The following is a 14,263-nucleotide window of genomic DNA, read 5'->3' as shown; positions in this document are numbered from 1 at the left end:
CCTGCCCGCCTCAGCCAGATCTCTCCCTCCAGGCCACCGGCTTGCCATGCCGAAGGAGCAACGTCACATGTTCCAGCACCGCGCTTTACGGAACGTCAGCGATGACGTTCCCATCCATGTCTCGATGGACCGGACACTGCGCGTCAAAGTCATCGACGCATGCGGCATGACGTGCACGTTCTGCCATAACGAGGGCACACCGGTCAGCGCCGACAACCACCCGCGCCGGCCCGAACGTTTCACCAGCGCAGGCCCCTCTGGACGGACCTCCCTTTACGTCGCCACTAACGGCGCCCGCTTCACCAGCGCCCCCATCATCCCGGACGAGGCGTTCCGCGGCGCCCTCACCCAACTCCGCGACGCACTGGACTTCGACGAGGTCCACCTCACCGGCGGGGAACCGACCCTGCACCCCAAGCTGCCACACATCGTCGCCCTCGCACGGCAGGCCGGCTACTCGGCCAGTGTCACATCGAACGGGGAGAACGGTGTGAGGTCCTTGCCCGGCTGCGTGGACGCCGGACTACGGCACGTCAACTTCTCGATCTTCGGCACCACCCCCGACGAGCTCACGCAGGTTCAGAGCACACGGTTCAGGGGCCGGCCACTGGCAACGCGCAAGATCGAAGCGCTGGAGGACTCGATCCGCGTCGCTGTGTCGCTCGGTATCGGAGTACGGGCGAACGTCGTCATCCCCGATCACACCCACGTGCAGCGGATCCACCGGCTGCTGGAGAAGTACTCACCGAGATTATCCGTGCGAATACTGACGTCACTGGCTGACGGTGATGCGTCTCTCGACGCCGTCGAACTGCTCCTGGCCGAGCTTGGCGCCGTCCCGCAGGAGATCCGGCTGATCGCAGGCACGTCAGGCTTCCGCATCACCTATCAGCTTCCGTCAGGCCGACAACTCACGGCGAAGCACATCCGCTCCCTGCGGCTGCCCGATACGTGTGCCGACTGCAGATTCAACAACACCGTTGACTGCCAGGAGGGTTACTACGGGGTGCGGCTCTACCGCGACCCGGACGGCACCTTCCACGTTGGCGTGTGTATTCAGCGCATGGACCTGTGTCTGCCCGTGGAAGAGTTCGTGAGCAGCGACGCGTGCGCCGAGATCAGGAAGATGCGCGAGCAGGACCTGCACGACCTGACCGCGTAGAAGCGAAACAAACGAGAGCGAGGATGCTGTGGCCCAGCACGAATACGAAGCCAAGTTCCTGGAGATCGACGTGGACGCCGTACGCGACCGCCTGCGAGCGGCCGGGGCCGAGCGGGCCTTCGGCAAGACCATGTTCACCCGTCTGATTTTCGAGAACGACGCCGTCCAGGGTGAGCAGTGGCTGCGTCTGCGGGATGAGGGCGGCAAGACCACACTCACGCTCAAGGAGGTCACCGACGCCACCCACATCAACGGCACCACCGAGATCGAGATCGAGGTGAACGACCTGGAACGGACCGCGGAACTCCTCGCGGCCGTGGGCCTGCGCCAGGTGCGGTACCAGCAGAACTACCGTGAGGAATGGCAGCTCGACGGCGTCAGCTACGACTTCGACACCTGGCCGGACCTGCCCACCTTCCTGGAGATCGAGAGCACCTCCGAAGACGCCGTACGCAAGGCAGTGGCCTCGCTCGGGCTCGACTACACCGAGGCCCGCTTCGGCAGCATCGACCTGATCTACAAGAGCGAGCGGGGCAGGGACATCCTCGCCGAACCCACTCTGCTCTTCGCCTGACACCTTGCTCCCTGGCCAGTTACCGCAGCGGTGCCCGCCTGTGAGCCAACAGGCGGGCACCGCTCAGATCCAGGGCCGGCTTTACACCTCGCGCCCCGGCAGGGTCTTGTCCGGCCGCGCGAGATGGGCGTCCCGGAGGTGTCCAGGGCGGCTGTGATCACCGTCGCCTGGACCGGCTCACATCTTGGTGGGCGACGCCGGATGCCGCAGGACCTGGAGCGGACACAGCCCTGGACCGGTGCGATCGGGGCGTGAAGGCGGGGCGGGTGATGTAGCTGAGGTGCTGCAGCCGCCAGACCAGGATGTCGTTGATCGAGTCGGCGCTGTGGAGTTCGCGTTGTGCGGCGGCCTTGGTCAGCAGGGCGGCGGTGTCGTGGCCGGCGTGTTCGGCTTGGTCGAGCACTGCGGTCAGGGCGTCCCATCCTGGTTGGTCCAGGAGTCGGTCGGCGAGGTGAGGGAGGGCGGTGCGGACCGTGTGCGCCTGTCGCTGCCGTATCGGGGCGGAAAGGCGCTGTCCGTAGGAGCGCAGGGCGGTCAGTGGTGCTGCAGCGGTTGCCTGGTAGGAGGTACGCAGGTGGCGGGCGGCGAGTTGGGCGGCTTCGGCCCGCTGGGCATGGCCGCGGGCTGCGTGCCAGCGGGCGGCGGTGATGACGGCAAGGACTATGACGTCGAGGATCAGCGCGGTGGCGGTTCCGTCCTGGCCGCGACCGAGGGCTGGGCCGGAGTGGACGATCTGGTGGGCCGCGCGGCGCAGGGCGTATATCTCCTCGTTCTTGGCGCAGATGTGGGAGCGGGTTGCGCGTTCGAAGTGCCGTGCTGCTTCTCGTAGTTCGGCGCTGGCGGTGCCGTCTGAGGTCTGGGCGACTGCGTCGATGACCTCGCCGACCCCAATGAGGTGGGCGGCTGCCGTGCCGTCGTCTCCTGCCGTCAGCGAGGTGAGAGCCGCGTCGGTGGGCTGGGCGGCGGCGTAGCGGGCGCGGGCCGGTGCTGAGGCGCCGCTGCGGTCCAGGGCCGTGGGCTGCGTTTCTGTCTCTGCGTGGGCTGTGAACCGTTTGCGGATGCGGGGCAGGGAGAGGTCGGGGGCGAGTGTGGATCCGGCGTACCAGATGGGCTCGTGGTCCTTGTTGCGGTCGCCGACGATGGCGACGTTGTAGCCGAGTACGTCGCCGGAGGGCGCGAGGCGCTTCCTGATACGGACGCCTTCGGCGGCGAGCCGGTCGAAGAACTCGGCCTCGTCTGCGGCTCCGGCCACGGCATGGCGCACGTGCTCGCGCAGAAGCTCCTTCGATGCGGCCTCCTGGCCGAGGCGCTCGGCCTTGTGCTGTTCGGCGCTGGTGGGGCGCTTGGCGGCGGTGCCATCGCCTGGGGCGACCCGGCGCAGGCCGTAGTCGGCTTCGATACGGCGGGCCTCGGCCTGGGCGCGGCGGGCCTCGTTGTGAAGCCGGGGACGGCGGCCGTCGTCGCGGACCAGGGTGGCGATGATGTGGATGTGGTCGTCGGCGTGGCGGACGGCCGCCCACCGGCAGGCTCGTTCGTCGCCATCGGGGGCGATGCCGGTGGCGGCGACCGCGCGGTGGGCGATGGCGGCCCAGTCCTCGTCGGTCAGGACAGGGTCCTCGGGGCTGGCTCGCACGGACATGTGCCACACGTGTTCCTTGGGGCGCCGACTCGCGGGCAGCGCGTTGACCGGCTGGTCGAGCAGCCGCTCAAGCTGCCTGTACGTGGCGCTGGGGTCGCGGCCGGGGTCCGGGGTGAGCGGATCGAAGGCGGCTACCAGGTGTGGGTCTATGTGTTCTTCGTGGGTGCCGGGTCCGTAGAGGTAGCGGATCAGGCCGACTGTCTTGCTGCCGCGCTTGTGGATGCTCGGGATCATGCCGGGGTGCCACCGTCACGGTGGGCGAGCAGGGCGTCGCCGGCATCGTCCATGCGACGGGCCGCCCCGAGGACCGCCCGGGCTGTCGCGTCGAGGTTGGGCGCGGAGTCACCGGAGTTGAGGACCTTGGCGACCTGGTTGAACAGGCCGTGGATGCGGCCCAGGTGCCGACGGGCGGCAAAGATCTCGTCGATCACTTCCCGTTCGGTGGCGATCTCGGCGGCCGTACGGGTCAGATCGCGGGCTGCCTTGTCTACGGCGTAGGCGAGGAAGGCGGCGTTGCTCATGTCGCACTGGTCGGCGGCCTTGGTGAAGCGTGCGAACTCGGCGTCGTTCATGCGGCAGCTGGGCTGGTGCAGACGCTTCAGTGGCTTCGGCTGCCTCGGGCGCTGTCGCCTGCGTGAGAGGGGCTCCGCCACCCGGCCTCCTCCAAGCTGCGAACCGCCCTCGGTCGCTGTCTGCCGGTCCGGTGCCCCCTGGCGCAGGGCCGCTCCCGCCTCCCCTGGGGCGGGAGACCCGGGAGCATTGCTCCCGGTACAACTTGCTCCTCCTTTGATAGGGGTTGTCTCTCCCGCGTTACCGGGGTGGTCGCGGGGGGTGGGGTCTGGGGCGTGCATGTGTTCTCCGTGTCGGGTGCGGTGGGTGGGCGCGGGTGTGAGGCGGCACTATGCGGTGCGGGTTGCCTCAGTGGGGGTGGCTGGCGCGGGCGGTCTTCAGCTCGGTTTTTACGGTGCGGACGGCTTGGCCGGCGCGGTCGCTGGCGACGCTGTAGCTGTCCGCGCGCACGGTCTCTTCGAGCAGGTCGCGGGAGAGGCGCCCGGTTTCCTGGTGGATGCGGCGGGCGTAGCCGATGAGGACGTCCAACGATGCATCGGGCTTACGGCCCGGTCGCTTCGAACGCATGTCCGCAGCATTGCCCGGCTCTATGACGGTTCCGTCGCCCGCAATCTGCTCCGGCACGGTGAAGGGCTCCGACGGCTCAGGGCGCGGGCCGGTGCGGTCATCAGGTTCCGGGCGGGCGGATTGCGGGCGGGCCGCCCGGTGCGCGACCTCACTGCCCGCATCCGACGCTCGCTGCGTGCCTTTCGCCTTCGTCCGTTTCGAAGATGAGGCGGGCGGGCGGCTCTGCGCGGCGCGGTCGGCTGTATAGGAGGCCGGGGCGTGCCAGCGTGGAGGCTGGGGGATGGAGGCGAGGTCGAGGGCCTGTTTGCGGGTGGCGATCTTGCGCAGCAGTAGATCGTCCTGGAGAGGATCGCTGTCGATGTCGGCTCGCTCCATGGCCTCGTGTAGACGCTTCGACAGGCGCCGCGCTCGTCCCTTGCCACGCTTCTTATCGGGTATGGCCTCGGCTCGCAGGATCAGGGTGACGGCATCGCTCAGGGCGCGTTCGCGAATGATTCGGGCGGCATCCGCGTCCTGGTCGGCGATGCTCAGTCGGGCTAGGAGGTGTTCGCGGGCTTGTCGGGCGAGGATGGCGGCGAAGCTGCGGGAGGCTGCGTCGGGGGTGCGGTGGCGCAGTTCGATGCCCATGGCCAGGTGCCACAGCATCGCGGCCATGACGGGCCCGATCAGCGCCCGGACGGTGCCGCCGACCGGCCCGAATTCGGCGTACGGGGGGATGAGCTGCACTGCGGTGATCATCCAGACCAGGACGCCGGGCAGGCCCGGTGCCCGCGCGGGCCCGTTGAGGTTCTGCCGTGCCATCAGGGCGGTCGCGAACAGCGCCAGTTCGGCGATGGCGAACATGAAGGCGCGTTCGACCGAGCTGGTCATGGCGAGGTAGTCGCCGGCGAATCGCCAGCTGGTGTCCGCGCTGTAGGCGGTGCAACCGACCGCGGCCACGGCGGCGACCTGCACAGCGGTGGTTCCGCGCCAGCGGTTGGCGCCGGGCGGCTGCCGGCGCTGCTGGCGGAACATCCATGCGGCAAACAGGGCGAGGAGCACGATGACTGCGAGCAGTACTGCCGTCAGTGCGGGGGAGGGGGCCCAGGGCGGCAGAAGCGGCGCGGCGGCGTCGGTACTGAAGCGTGGGGTGTCCGCAGAGGACATGCGGGGGCCTTTCTGGGCGGGGAGTGGTGAAGGGGAACGGCGTTCACGCAGGGGGCGTTCACGCGGGCCCCCTTCTAAAGGGGGGCCCGCGCGTGATCGCTTGGGCGCATGTACGGCGTGGACGCTTCCGTGATCGTTTGACCTGCGGTTTCGCGGTGAGCGTGTGCGCTGTGAGCGGTACGCGGTGGTGTGCTCAGGCGAGGGGGGCGTGAACGGTCGCGTGAACGCTCCGCGCGGGTGGCGTGGGAGTTCAGCCGACGGAGGCGAGGTGGCGGGCGGAGGCGTAGAAGCGGGTCTGTTGCCCGCCACCTGCTCCTCCGGCGATGCCGTCGGCCCTGGTCGCCAGGCCGCTCTCGACGAGGCGGCTCAGGTGGCGACGGGCTTTCTCCACGTCGGCGCGTTCGGGATCGCCTCCGCCGATCAGGACGGTCGCCAGGTCGCGGGCGGTCATCCCGTTCGGGGCGGTGCGCAGCAGGACGGCGGGGTCCTTGGTCGGGTCGACTGTGGTGGTGCCGCGCACGTGGTCGTGGGTGACATCCAGCGGGCCGATCTCGCCGGTGGGGGTCTTGAGGTGGTGCAGGGTGACGGCTGGGTCGCCGGCTTTGCCGGTGACGAACAGGACGCTGCCCGCGCCGGAGACGTACCAGGTGGAGCCGTAGACCTGGTCCAGGGTGGGGCGTTGGACGCGTGGGGTGTCGGCGGTGGCCTTGCGCTGGTGGTGCAGCTCCAGGATCTCCACGCCGCCTCGCAGGGCCCGGTTGCGGGCGTTGTGGAAGGCGACGGCGAGGCCGTCGTCGACCATGGTGCTGACCGAGTCCTTGAGGCTGTCGATCACGATGGTGTCGGCCTGGTGGGCTGCGGCGAGGTCGGCGAGGAGGTCGGGCTCCTTGTCCAGGGTGGCGGGCAGAGGCCCCTCCCAGACCACGAGCCGCTCGCGCAGGATCGTTTCGTCGGTGGTGAAGACGCGGCGTTTCATGGCTTTGGCGATCTGCTTGGGCCGGTCCATGGCCAGGTAGAGCACGCGCCTGCTGGGGGCGACGGGCATCTCCAGGACGGTCTCCTGGAGGCCGAGGCGGGCGAAGATCACCTGGTGGGCCAGGGTGGTCTTGCCGACGCCTGGAGCGCCGACGATCATCAGGCTCTCGCCGGAGGCCCAGACCGTCTTCTCGCGGGTTCCCCACAGGGGTTCGGTATCCGCGCCGGTCTCCTGGACGAAGGTCCACCCGTCTTTGGCGAAGCGGTTCAGGCGCCCTTGGCCCGAGGCGAGCGCCCGCTCTCGCTCGGCGCGCACTTCCGCTTCGATCTCGCTGCGTATCGCCTCAGGGTTGGCGCCCGGTTCCTGGGCGCGTTGGAGGGTGCGTATCGCGGAGGCGTGGAGGCGGCGGAGGTCGGCCTTCTCGCGGATGATCTGGGCGTGGTGTTCCGCGTTGCCGGTGCCGTAGAGCACGTTGGCGAGCTGGTGCAGGTAGACGGGACCGCCGACGCGCTGGAGGACGCCTTGCTGCTGGAGCAGCTCGGTGAGGACGATCGGGTCGGTCGGTTTGTCCTCGCGGCGCTGGGTCAGCAGGGCGCGCCAGATGGTCTCGTGGGCGGGCCGGTAGAAGGCGTCGTCGCCCAGCAGGGACCGGACCGTGTCGATGACGGTTCCGTCGTGCATGCAGGCGCCGAGCACGGCGCATTCGGCCTCGTTGTTGAACGGGGCGTGCGGGGTGTCAGGTGGCTCGGTGGCTGCGGTGGGGGATGGCGAGTTCGGGGGCAGGGGCGTACCCTGGTTCATGAAGCTCCTCTCCTGCGGGCCATATGGGACGGCAATCCCGGCCAGGCAGGTTGATCGCTAGGGATGGCGGTTGCAGAGGTTTGCGCTTTGAACCCCTCGGTGCACACCGAGGGGTTTTTTGTGTGCGGGGGTCCGGGTCGGTGTCGGGGTGGACTACAAGTATGCCACATGGTCTGCAAAAGGCAAGGACCTTCTGCAATGCGCAGAGCGTGAGGCGGTGACTTCGTTCTGTGCGATTGGCAGTGCCCTTCTGCGTTTCGCATATTCTGTGCTATGGTTGTAGCTCGACTGCAAACCGCAGGAGATCCCTGCGACAGGAAGGAGGGGCGGATGGCAGGCGACGAGACTCCCGAGGGAATCCTGCTCAGCGGCGAGGAGAACGCTGCTGTACGCATCAAGCTGGAACGCGACAAGCGCGGATGGAGCACGACCACGCTGTCGGAACGCCTGAACGAGGCGGGCTTCGACATGAACCCGTCCGCGGTGTGGCGCATCGAGAACCGCAAGCGCCGCATCAACCTCGACGAGGCCATCGGGTTCGCCGAGGTCTTCGGCGTCGGCCTCCGAAACTTCGCCGGCCCCCCGCAGCTCGCAGCGAAGGGCCGGGCCATGGAACTCATCGACCAGGTCGTCGCAGCCCAGCAAGAGACCATGCGCGCCCAGCACGCCTTCGCCCGCGCTCGCGACACCTTCGACGCCTACATCGCAGAGCACCCCGACATCAGCGAAGAGGCGGAGGCGATGGTCTCCAACGCCATCCACGAAAGCGTCACGCAGATGAACGCGCAGATGTTCGGACCCCCGCCCGGCGCGCCAGCCGACGCCGATCACTCCGACGCCACCCCTGACGCATAGCTCGTCGTATCTATCGCCCGGCCTGGGACCGCAAACCCCCAGGCACGGGATACGCACCGCACCCATCCCAAGATCAACCGGCCAGGCCGGGGTTGCCGCCCCGTTCGCCGGTCCGGACCAGGAGCCCCCACTTGCGCCACACGGCGATAACACATGCCATCACCTCAAGCCCCCGGTCGGCACGGGAGGTGACCACCCCCGACATCCTCCTCACCGTGGATCAGGCCGCCGAACGCCTCGGCACCGGCGTCCGCTTCGTTCGCCGCCTCATCTCCGAGCGCCGCATCCGCTACGTCAAGCTCGGCAAGCCCGTCCGCATCCCCGAGAGCGCCATCGCCGCGTACATCGCCGAGCGAACGGTTCCCACGTTGCGCGAAGTCCGTTCCGACTTCAGGCGGGCTGCCTGATGACGGCCCGCAAGCCGCAGCGGCGGCGCGAGTTCGGCACCACCCGCCAGCTTCCCTCGGGCCGTTGGCAGGCACGGTACTGGGCCCCGGACGGCAGCCGTCGAACAGCTCCGGAGACCTTCGCGACGAAGACCGACGCGCAGGACTGGCTGACCCTCACCAAGGCCGACATCCAGCGCAATCACTGGGTCGACCCCGACGTGGGCGCGGTCAACTTCGATTCGTACGCCGTGAAATGGATCCACGAACGCGGACTCTCCGCCACCACGGACGAGCTGTACCGCCGCCTGCTGCGACTGCACGTCCTTCCCGCCTTCGGCGGCCTGGATCTGGACGAGATCTCCGCGCCCGCGGTGCGGACCTGGCGGACGGAACGCCTGTCGGCCACGGGTGCCACCACGGTCGCCAAGTCCTACCGGCTACTCAAGGCCATCATGGGGACAGCAACTGATGATGAGCTGATCCGCCGGAACCCTTGCAGGATCAAGGGCGCGGGCACCGAACAGGCCAAGGAACGCTCGACGGCGACCGTCGCCCAGGTCGATGCGCTCGCCGAAGCGATGGGACCGCGCTGGCGGCTGATGGTCTACTTCGGCGCCTACGGGCCGATGCGCCCGGAGGAGTTGGCGGCTCTGCGCCGGGGCTCCGTCTCGCTGGCCCCGCTCGCAGTGAAGATCACCGAAGCCGCACCTGAGCTGACCACGGGCCGCCGGGCCGAGGGAGACACCAAGTCGGCGGCCGGCGTGCGGGTCGTCTACCTCCCTGAGTTCCTGTACGCCGAGGTCAAGCACCACCTCGACTGGTTCGCGGAGAAGGAGCCCGACGGGCTCCTGTTTGTAGGGGAGAAGGGAGCACCGTTCCGGCGCTCGACCTTTGGCCGCAAGTGGGCAAAGGCCCGCACGAAGGTCGGTCTGCCGGAGGGCTTCCGCTTCTACGACCTGCGCCACACAGGGCACACCTTGTCAACGCAGTCCGGAGCCACCCTGAAGGACACGATGGTCCGCGCAGGACAGTCCTCGGAGAAGGCCGCCATGATCTACCAGCACTCCGACGACGAACGTCAGCAGGAGGTGGCCGACGGCATTGACGTCAGGGTGCGTGAGCAGCGGCGGCGCGCGGACGAGGAGAAGGCTGACGGCGCGTAAGTGATCAAGCGAGGGCGGGTCGGCTATGGGTCGGCCTGCCCTCTTGTAGGTTGTCAGCTTCGCTGTCAGGCGGCGGCTCTGCGACCTGCGGTTCTTCTAGGGCCTGACTCGTCGATCACGCTAACTGCCCGTCCTGGACTCTTCAGCCCTGTTGTCGGGCATTCGGTTGCGGACGGCGGTAGCAGGAGCCAAGTGCATGGGCGTGTCAGACCAAGGTCTGAGTGAGTTCGCTCCGCGTTGATGTGTGGACCAGGCGGCCGTGCGCCCCATTGACGATCGGCATGTATGGCGGGACGTGGCCGCATTCCACGTCGGCAATGATCGGCACATTCAATGGACCAAGCGCGTCCAGCACAGCCTGGTGCTGGGACAATGAAGGGGCGCCTGGTGCCGAGGTCCGTCCGACGAGCACCGCGTTCGCCGCATCGAAGAAGCCGGCCAGCCGCATACCGTGCAGGTTCCGGCAGATGGTGAAGGCATCGTCGCCTGCGGCCTCCACATACACCAGCAGCCCGTCCACAGCCTCAGTCCGTGCGAAGTCGGACACGTTGAGAAAGGCGGTCCCGGTGAGGTTGCACAGTGTCTCGATGCAGCCCCCGATCAGGCGGCCCTCGACTTCCAGATCTCCGCTTCCGTCCAGCCGTGTCCATGTGCCAGGGACGTCGAGCGTGTACTCGCGTACCTCGGGCTGGGCGGCATAGTCGTCCCAGCCAGTGGATCTGTGGTGGCCAGGCGGGACCTGTGTGAACTGGTGCCCCCGTGGTGCGCTGACGATGTCGAGCCAGGAGACCAGCCCGTCAGGGGTCCGGTAAGGCGTGTCCATGAGGTTGTTGCCGTGAATGGTCGCGGTCCCGGTGAGGAGGGTCAGCGGAGTGATGATGGTCGACAGGTCGGAGAACCCCACAAACCAGGTCGGTTCAGCGACGCGCAGTTGGTCCCAGTCGAGCAGCGGCAAAAGGTCAATCGCCAACTCCCCGCCCCAGGGCGGTACCACAGCGCGGATTTCGGGATCGGTCAGCAGCGACATCAGTTCGTCTGCGCGCGCGGCGGCGGCAGCACTGACATGTCCCGAGCCGTCCATGCATTTTCCGAGGACCACCTCGAATCCGCGTGCCTCCACGTCGCGGATGGCCACGTGGAGGCGCTCGTGGAGCTTCTCGTTGACTCCGCTGGATGGAGAGGTGATTCCGACGCGGTCACCGGGGCGCAAGGGGCGCGGGTATCGAACTGGCATGCGCTGTATTTTGGCACGGCACCGTGTCGGCCGGGCAGCGAGTTTCAGCGCATGCCCTTCACCGCCGTGGGTGGCCTGTCGGTCACGTCCGGAGCCAGATGAGGAGTGCAGCGGCCGTGACAGTGCCCAGGTAAACGTAGCCGCGCTTGTCATATCTGGTGGCTACAGCCCTGAACTGCTTCAGCTTGTTGATCGCTCGTTCCACCGAGTTCCTGGCCCGGTATCGGGCCTTGTCGAAGCCCGCCGGCCGGCCGCCGCGTGAACCACGCTTCCGGCGGGCGGCCTTGCGGTCGCTCTTCTCCGGGATCACGTGCCGGATCCCGCGACGGCGCAGATAGGCGCGGATCACACTGTTGCTGTACGCCTTATCGGCTCCAACACTGTCCGGCAGACGTCGTGGTCTGCCTGGACCGAGCCGAGGGACACGAATCTTGTCCATGACCAACTCGAACTGGGTGCAGTCCGCCCGCTGCCCGGGGGTGACCACCAGGGAGAGTGGGCGGCACCTGCCGTCCGCACTCAGGTGGACCTTGGTGGTCAGCCCGCCACGGGAACGACCGAGGGCTTCGCCTGCCGCGCCGCCTCCACCCGGAACAGGAGTAGGCGCACATGCGCGTGCAAGTGAAGTGATCTTTGTGTGGCCCCTTTTGAGGCACTGGGTGGTCGGGACGGCGGGTTCTTTGGAGCCCCTGCGGCATGCTGGTGGGCGCGGATCGAGGTGGAGTCGATGTTGACGTTCCAGTCGACCTCTCCCGCGGCGTCGGCGATGGCCTGGACACGCTGCAGCAATCTCTCCCAGGTGCCGTCGGCCGACCACAGCATGTGCCGACTATGGACGGTTTGCCACGGGCCGAAGCGTTCAGGCAGCTTGCGCCACTGACACCCGGTGCTGAGCCGGTGAATGATCCCGTTGATCACCTGCCGGTGATCACGCCACCGACCACACCGGTTGTTGCTTGTCGGCAACAGCGGCTCCAGCACCGCCCACTCGTCATCGGTGAGATCCCCCCTACTGAGCATGACCAGAACAACGAGTCACTGATCGGAGAGACACCACCTAGTTGTCTCAGACCGTGTCGGTGAGATGCTGTCTCAGGAACGTGTCATTTCCTCAGCCCCGAGATCGAGGAGCATGAGGACTTCATCGCGATCGTCACCGGGCCCGAGCCGGAGAGCTCCCGGCCATCGCCCGACCTCCTTCCAGCCGAGGCGCCCGTAGAAGGTTTCCAGCCCCACTCCGGCGCGTGCTGCCAGGTGCAGCTGCTCAAGGTCCATCTCGTCACGAGCGATGGTGTGGGCTTCTTTCATCAAGGCGCTGCCGATGCCCTGACCGTGTCTCCTGGTGCGGGTTTGAACGTGGTGGAGCGTTGCCCAGTGGGTGACGACTGCGGAGGTGCTGCGGCGTATGTTGAGCCAACCAAGCAGTTCGTCGCCGTCCAGGGCCATCACGAGACGGCAGGTTTGTGGGGCGAGGCTTTCGAGGATGGCGTCGAGGGCGGGGGCAGCGTCCCGTTCGTCGATAGGCGGGAACGGGAACCCGGCTGCGCCACCGGCGTTGGAGACCTCGATCCAGCAGTCGATGAGGGCCTGTCGCCGATCCGGGTCGACGTCTTGCGCGGTGGTGGCCTGAGCGAAGCAGAGCGAGTCGGAGGGCATGGTGGGAGGGTGCCAGCTCCCACTGACAGCGTCATTTCCGGCTTCTGTTGACCGCGTCGGCCACGCGTTTCCCGAACTGGGTGGGTTTCATGGGTCGTCCGCGGGTTTGGCCTAGGTCGCTCTCAAGGCGTGCGATCTGTGCTGTGAGATCGGGTTGTGTCGTGCCGAGGGCTTGGGCTGCATGCCTGAGTGTGGGGTAAGGCGGTACCGCGGCGGACTGTTCGAGCCGTTGCCAGCCTGCGGGGCTGGTGAGGGCGCCGCGGAGAAGAGCAGATGTGCGGAGTGATCGCTCGTTGGCACGCAGTGCGGTGTCGTGGCTGGCTCCGCCGCGGGGCCGGAGAGGATGTGGTGTGGGCCCAGCGGGCCATGTCGGCGGTGCTCATGCCCTTCTCGCGGGCGAGGTCGGGCAGGGTTCGCTGGTGGTGGACGTACGAATGAGGTATGGCTGCGACCTGCAAATTTCAGCCCGGTGTCGGATCCGACTTCGGTCCGACATCAACCGTGAGATTCCGACACGAAATCTGAGGCCCTACACCTCCGCGATACCGAACCGGCTGGTCAGGAGTTGCCGTGATTTGCGAGTGGAACGGGAGGACCGCATGGCCGTCAAGTGGCGCAGGTCACACAAAATGCGTCTCAGGGTTTGAGATGGCACCGCCGTCAAGTCGTCGGCGGTGCCCGGTGAAAGCACATTGGCCGGTGCAATTCGCGTAGTTAGGGCACGTGGAGGGCACGACTGCCCGCAATAGGTCTAGACAACAAACAGCCCCCAGGTCGCTGACCTGGGGGTTTGCCATGGAGCGAGTGACGGGAATCGAACCCGCGCTCTGAGCTTGGGAAGCTCATGTTCTACCATTAAACTACACTCGCGCAGCGATCTTCCCGGAGGGAATCGCAACGCGCTCACTCTACCCCATGGCCGGCCGCCCCCGGTGTGCGTCCCCCGGAGCTGCGGGCCGTGCCGGGTTCGCTGAGCCGTCGGCCACCGTCGCCCCCCCCCTCGCCCCGTCCCGCCCCCGCCCCCGGTTACCCCGTGTTGGTGGCCGGGGGACCGTCCGTACGACTGTCCGGTTTGGCAGGTTTCGGGCTCGTTTTCGGGAAGGGGATCCCGCTGCCGGGTGCGGAAGTTGGGGCGTACCGTGGCCGATCGGAGTGCCGGTTGGAGCGGTGTCCTGTACATCCCCTAATGTGGTGTTTTCTCTCGTCCACGCTTGATGGGGAAGGGACTTGATGGATCCGATGGAACGCACTGTCGTCCGCTGTGCCGAAGGGCACGTGTTCAGTACTGCCTCGTTCCCGTTGCAGCAGCTCGGGACCGACCGGATCGGGCCCGGGCGGCTCATCCGGTGTCCGCGCTGTGCGCGGTTGCGGCATGCCGTGCCCGTGGGGCTCGACCAGCAGTAGTGGTCGCCGTAGCGGGTTCAGGGGCAGTGAAGCAGCAGTAGCAGCAATAGCAGTCGTTGTGGCAGCGGTGGCAGCCGGTCCAGGAGGAGTGGCTTCCGGCGCCTTCCGGGCGGGTGCCTCGTCCGTG

General features: G+C 67.6%; 13 protein-coding genes and 1 tRNA gene. 5 read left to right on the top strand and 9 right to left on the bottom strand.

What is annotated here, in order from left to right; genetic code table 11:
- Positions 1 to 67 precede the first annotated feature (67 nt).
- Both OG285_RS16085 and OG285_RS16080 read left to right on the top strand, forming a co-directional pair.
- Positions 68 to 1,162, top strand: coding sequence for a radical SAM protein (locus OG285_RS16085; protein WP_371791338.1), 1,095 nt, complete (start codon positions 68 to 70; stop codon positions 1,160 to 1,162).
- A gap of 28 nt (positions 1,163 to 1,190) precedes the next feature.
- Complete coding sequence (locus tag OG285_RS16080) at positions 1,191 to 1,736, top strand: class IV adenylate cyclase (protein ID WP_371791337.1); 546 nt, start codon at positions 1,191 to 1,193, stop codon at positions 1,734 to 1,736.
- Between the two features lie 157 nt (positions 1,737 to 1,893).
- Here OG285_RS16080 and OG285_RS16075 read toward each other — a convergent pair whose 3' ends face one another.
- From OG285_RS16075 to OG285_RS16060, 4 genes are all read right to left on the bottom strand, one after another.
- Positions 1,894 to 3,609 carry a relaxase/mobilization nuclease domain-containing protein gene (locus OG285_RS16075; protein WP_371791336.1) on the bottom strand — a complete coding sequence of 572 codons (1,716 nt, stop codon included), beginning with the start codon at positions 3,607 to 3,609 and terminating at the stop codon, positions 1,894 to 1,896.
- On the bottom strand, positions 3,606 to 3,947 hold the full coding sequence (locus OG285_RS16070) for a plasmid mobilization relaxosome protein MobC (RefSeq protein WP_371793550.1): 342 nt from the start codon (positions 3,945 to 3,947) through the stop codon (positions 3,606 to 3,608). Before OG285_RS16070 ends, OG285_RS16075 begins: the two co-directional genes overlap by 4 nt.
- A gap of 346 nt (positions 3,948 to 4,293) precedes the next feature.
- The gene (locus OG285_RS16065; protein ID WP_371791335.1) at positions 4,294 to 5,658 is read right to left on the bottom strand and encodes a hypothetical protein; all 1,365 of its coding nucleotides are present in this window, start codon (positions 5,656 to 5,658) and stop codon (positions 4,294 to 4,296) included.
- Between the two features lie 250 nt (positions 5,659 to 5,908).
- The gene (locus tag OG285_RS16060; protein ID WP_371791334.1) at positions 5,909 to 7,435 is read right to left on the bottom strand and encodes a DnaB-like helicase N-terminal domain-containing protein; all 1,527 of its coding nucleotides are present in this window, start codon (positions 7,433 to 7,435) and stop codon (positions 5,909 to 5,911) included.
- Positions 7,436 to 7,765: 330 nt separating this feature from the next.
- Between OG285_RS16060 and OG285_RS16055 the strand changes: the two genes are divergently transcribed.
- The 3 genes from OG285_RS16055 (at position 7,766) to OG285_RS16045 (ending at position 9,842) form a co-directional block, all read left to right on the top strand.
- A complete protein-coding gene (locus OG285_RS16055; RefSeq protein WP_371791333.1) occupies positions 7,766 to 8,290 on the top strand; it encodes a helix-turn-helix domain-containing protein in 525 nt (174 codons plus the stop codon).
- A gap of 188 nt (positions 8,291 to 8,478) precedes the next feature.
- Entirely contained in the window at positions 8,479 to 8,697 is a 219-nt protein-coding gene (locus tag OG285_RS16050) for a helix-turn-helix domain-containing protein (protein WP_371791332.1), read from the top strand.
- A complete protein-coding gene (locus OG285_RS16045; protein WP_371791331.1) occupies positions 8,697 to 9,842 on the top strand; it encodes a tyrosine-type recombinase/integrase in 1,146 nt (381 codons plus the stop codon). Before OG285_RS16050 ends, OG285_RS16045 begins: the two co-directional genes overlap by 1 nt.
- Positions 9,843 to 10,047: 205 nt before the next feature.
- Here OG285_RS16045 and OG285_RS16040 read toward each other — a convergent pair whose 3' ends face one another.
- The 5 genes from OG285_RS16040 to OG285_RS16020 all read right to left on the bottom strand — a co-directional run bounded on the left by OG285_RS16040 (position 10,048) and on the right by OG285_RS16020 (position 13,602).
- Complete coding sequence (locus tag OG285_RS16040; RefSeq protein ID WP_371791330.1) at positions 10,048 to 11,076, bottom strand: S66 peptidase family protein; 1,029 nt, start codon at positions 11,074 to 11,076, stop codon at positions 10,048 to 10,050.
- An 82-nt stretch (positions 11,077 to 11,158) separates the two neighbouring features.
- Positions 11,159 to 12,096, bottom strand: a protein-coding gene (locus OG285_RS16035) for an IS5 family transposase (RefSeq protein ID WP_371791329.1) whose coding sequence is annotated in 2 segments (ribosomal slippage) — positions 11,159 to 11,701 and positions 11,704 to 12,096 — 936 coding nt in all. Because the reading frame shifts where the segments join, the coding sequence is not laid out codon by codon here.
- A gap of 72 nt (positions 12,097 to 12,168) precedes the next feature.
- Positions 12,169 to 12,732: a GNAT family N-acetyltransferase gene (locus OG285_RS16030; RefSeq protein ID WP_371791328.1), complete on the bottom strand. Its 564-nt coding sequence runs from the start codon at positions 12,730 to 12,732 to the stop codon at positions 12,169 to 12,171.
- 31 nt (positions 12,733 to 12,763) lie between these two features.
- Positions 12,764 to 13,036 carry a LysR family transcriptional regulator gene (locus OG285_RS16025; RefSeq protein WP_371793549.1) on the bottom strand — a complete coding sequence of 91 codons (273 nt, stop codon included), beginning with the start codon at positions 13,034 to 13,036 and terminating at the stop codon, positions 12,764 to 12,766.
- A gap of 492 nt (positions 13,037 to 13,528) precedes the next feature.
- Positions 13,529 to 13,602 (bottom strand) — tRNA-Gly (locus OG285_RS16020).
- Between the last annotated feature and the right edge of the window lie 661 nt (positions 13,603 to 14,263).

The sequence above is a fragment of the Streptomyces sp. NBC_01471 genome, from assembly GCF_041438865.1.
Taxonomy (GTDB): Bacteria; Actinomycetota; Actinomycetes; order Streptomycetales; family Streptomycetaceae; genus Streptomyces.
Note: the sequence above shows the minus strand (reverse complement) of the source record. Positions and strands in the feature narration are given on the sequence as shown.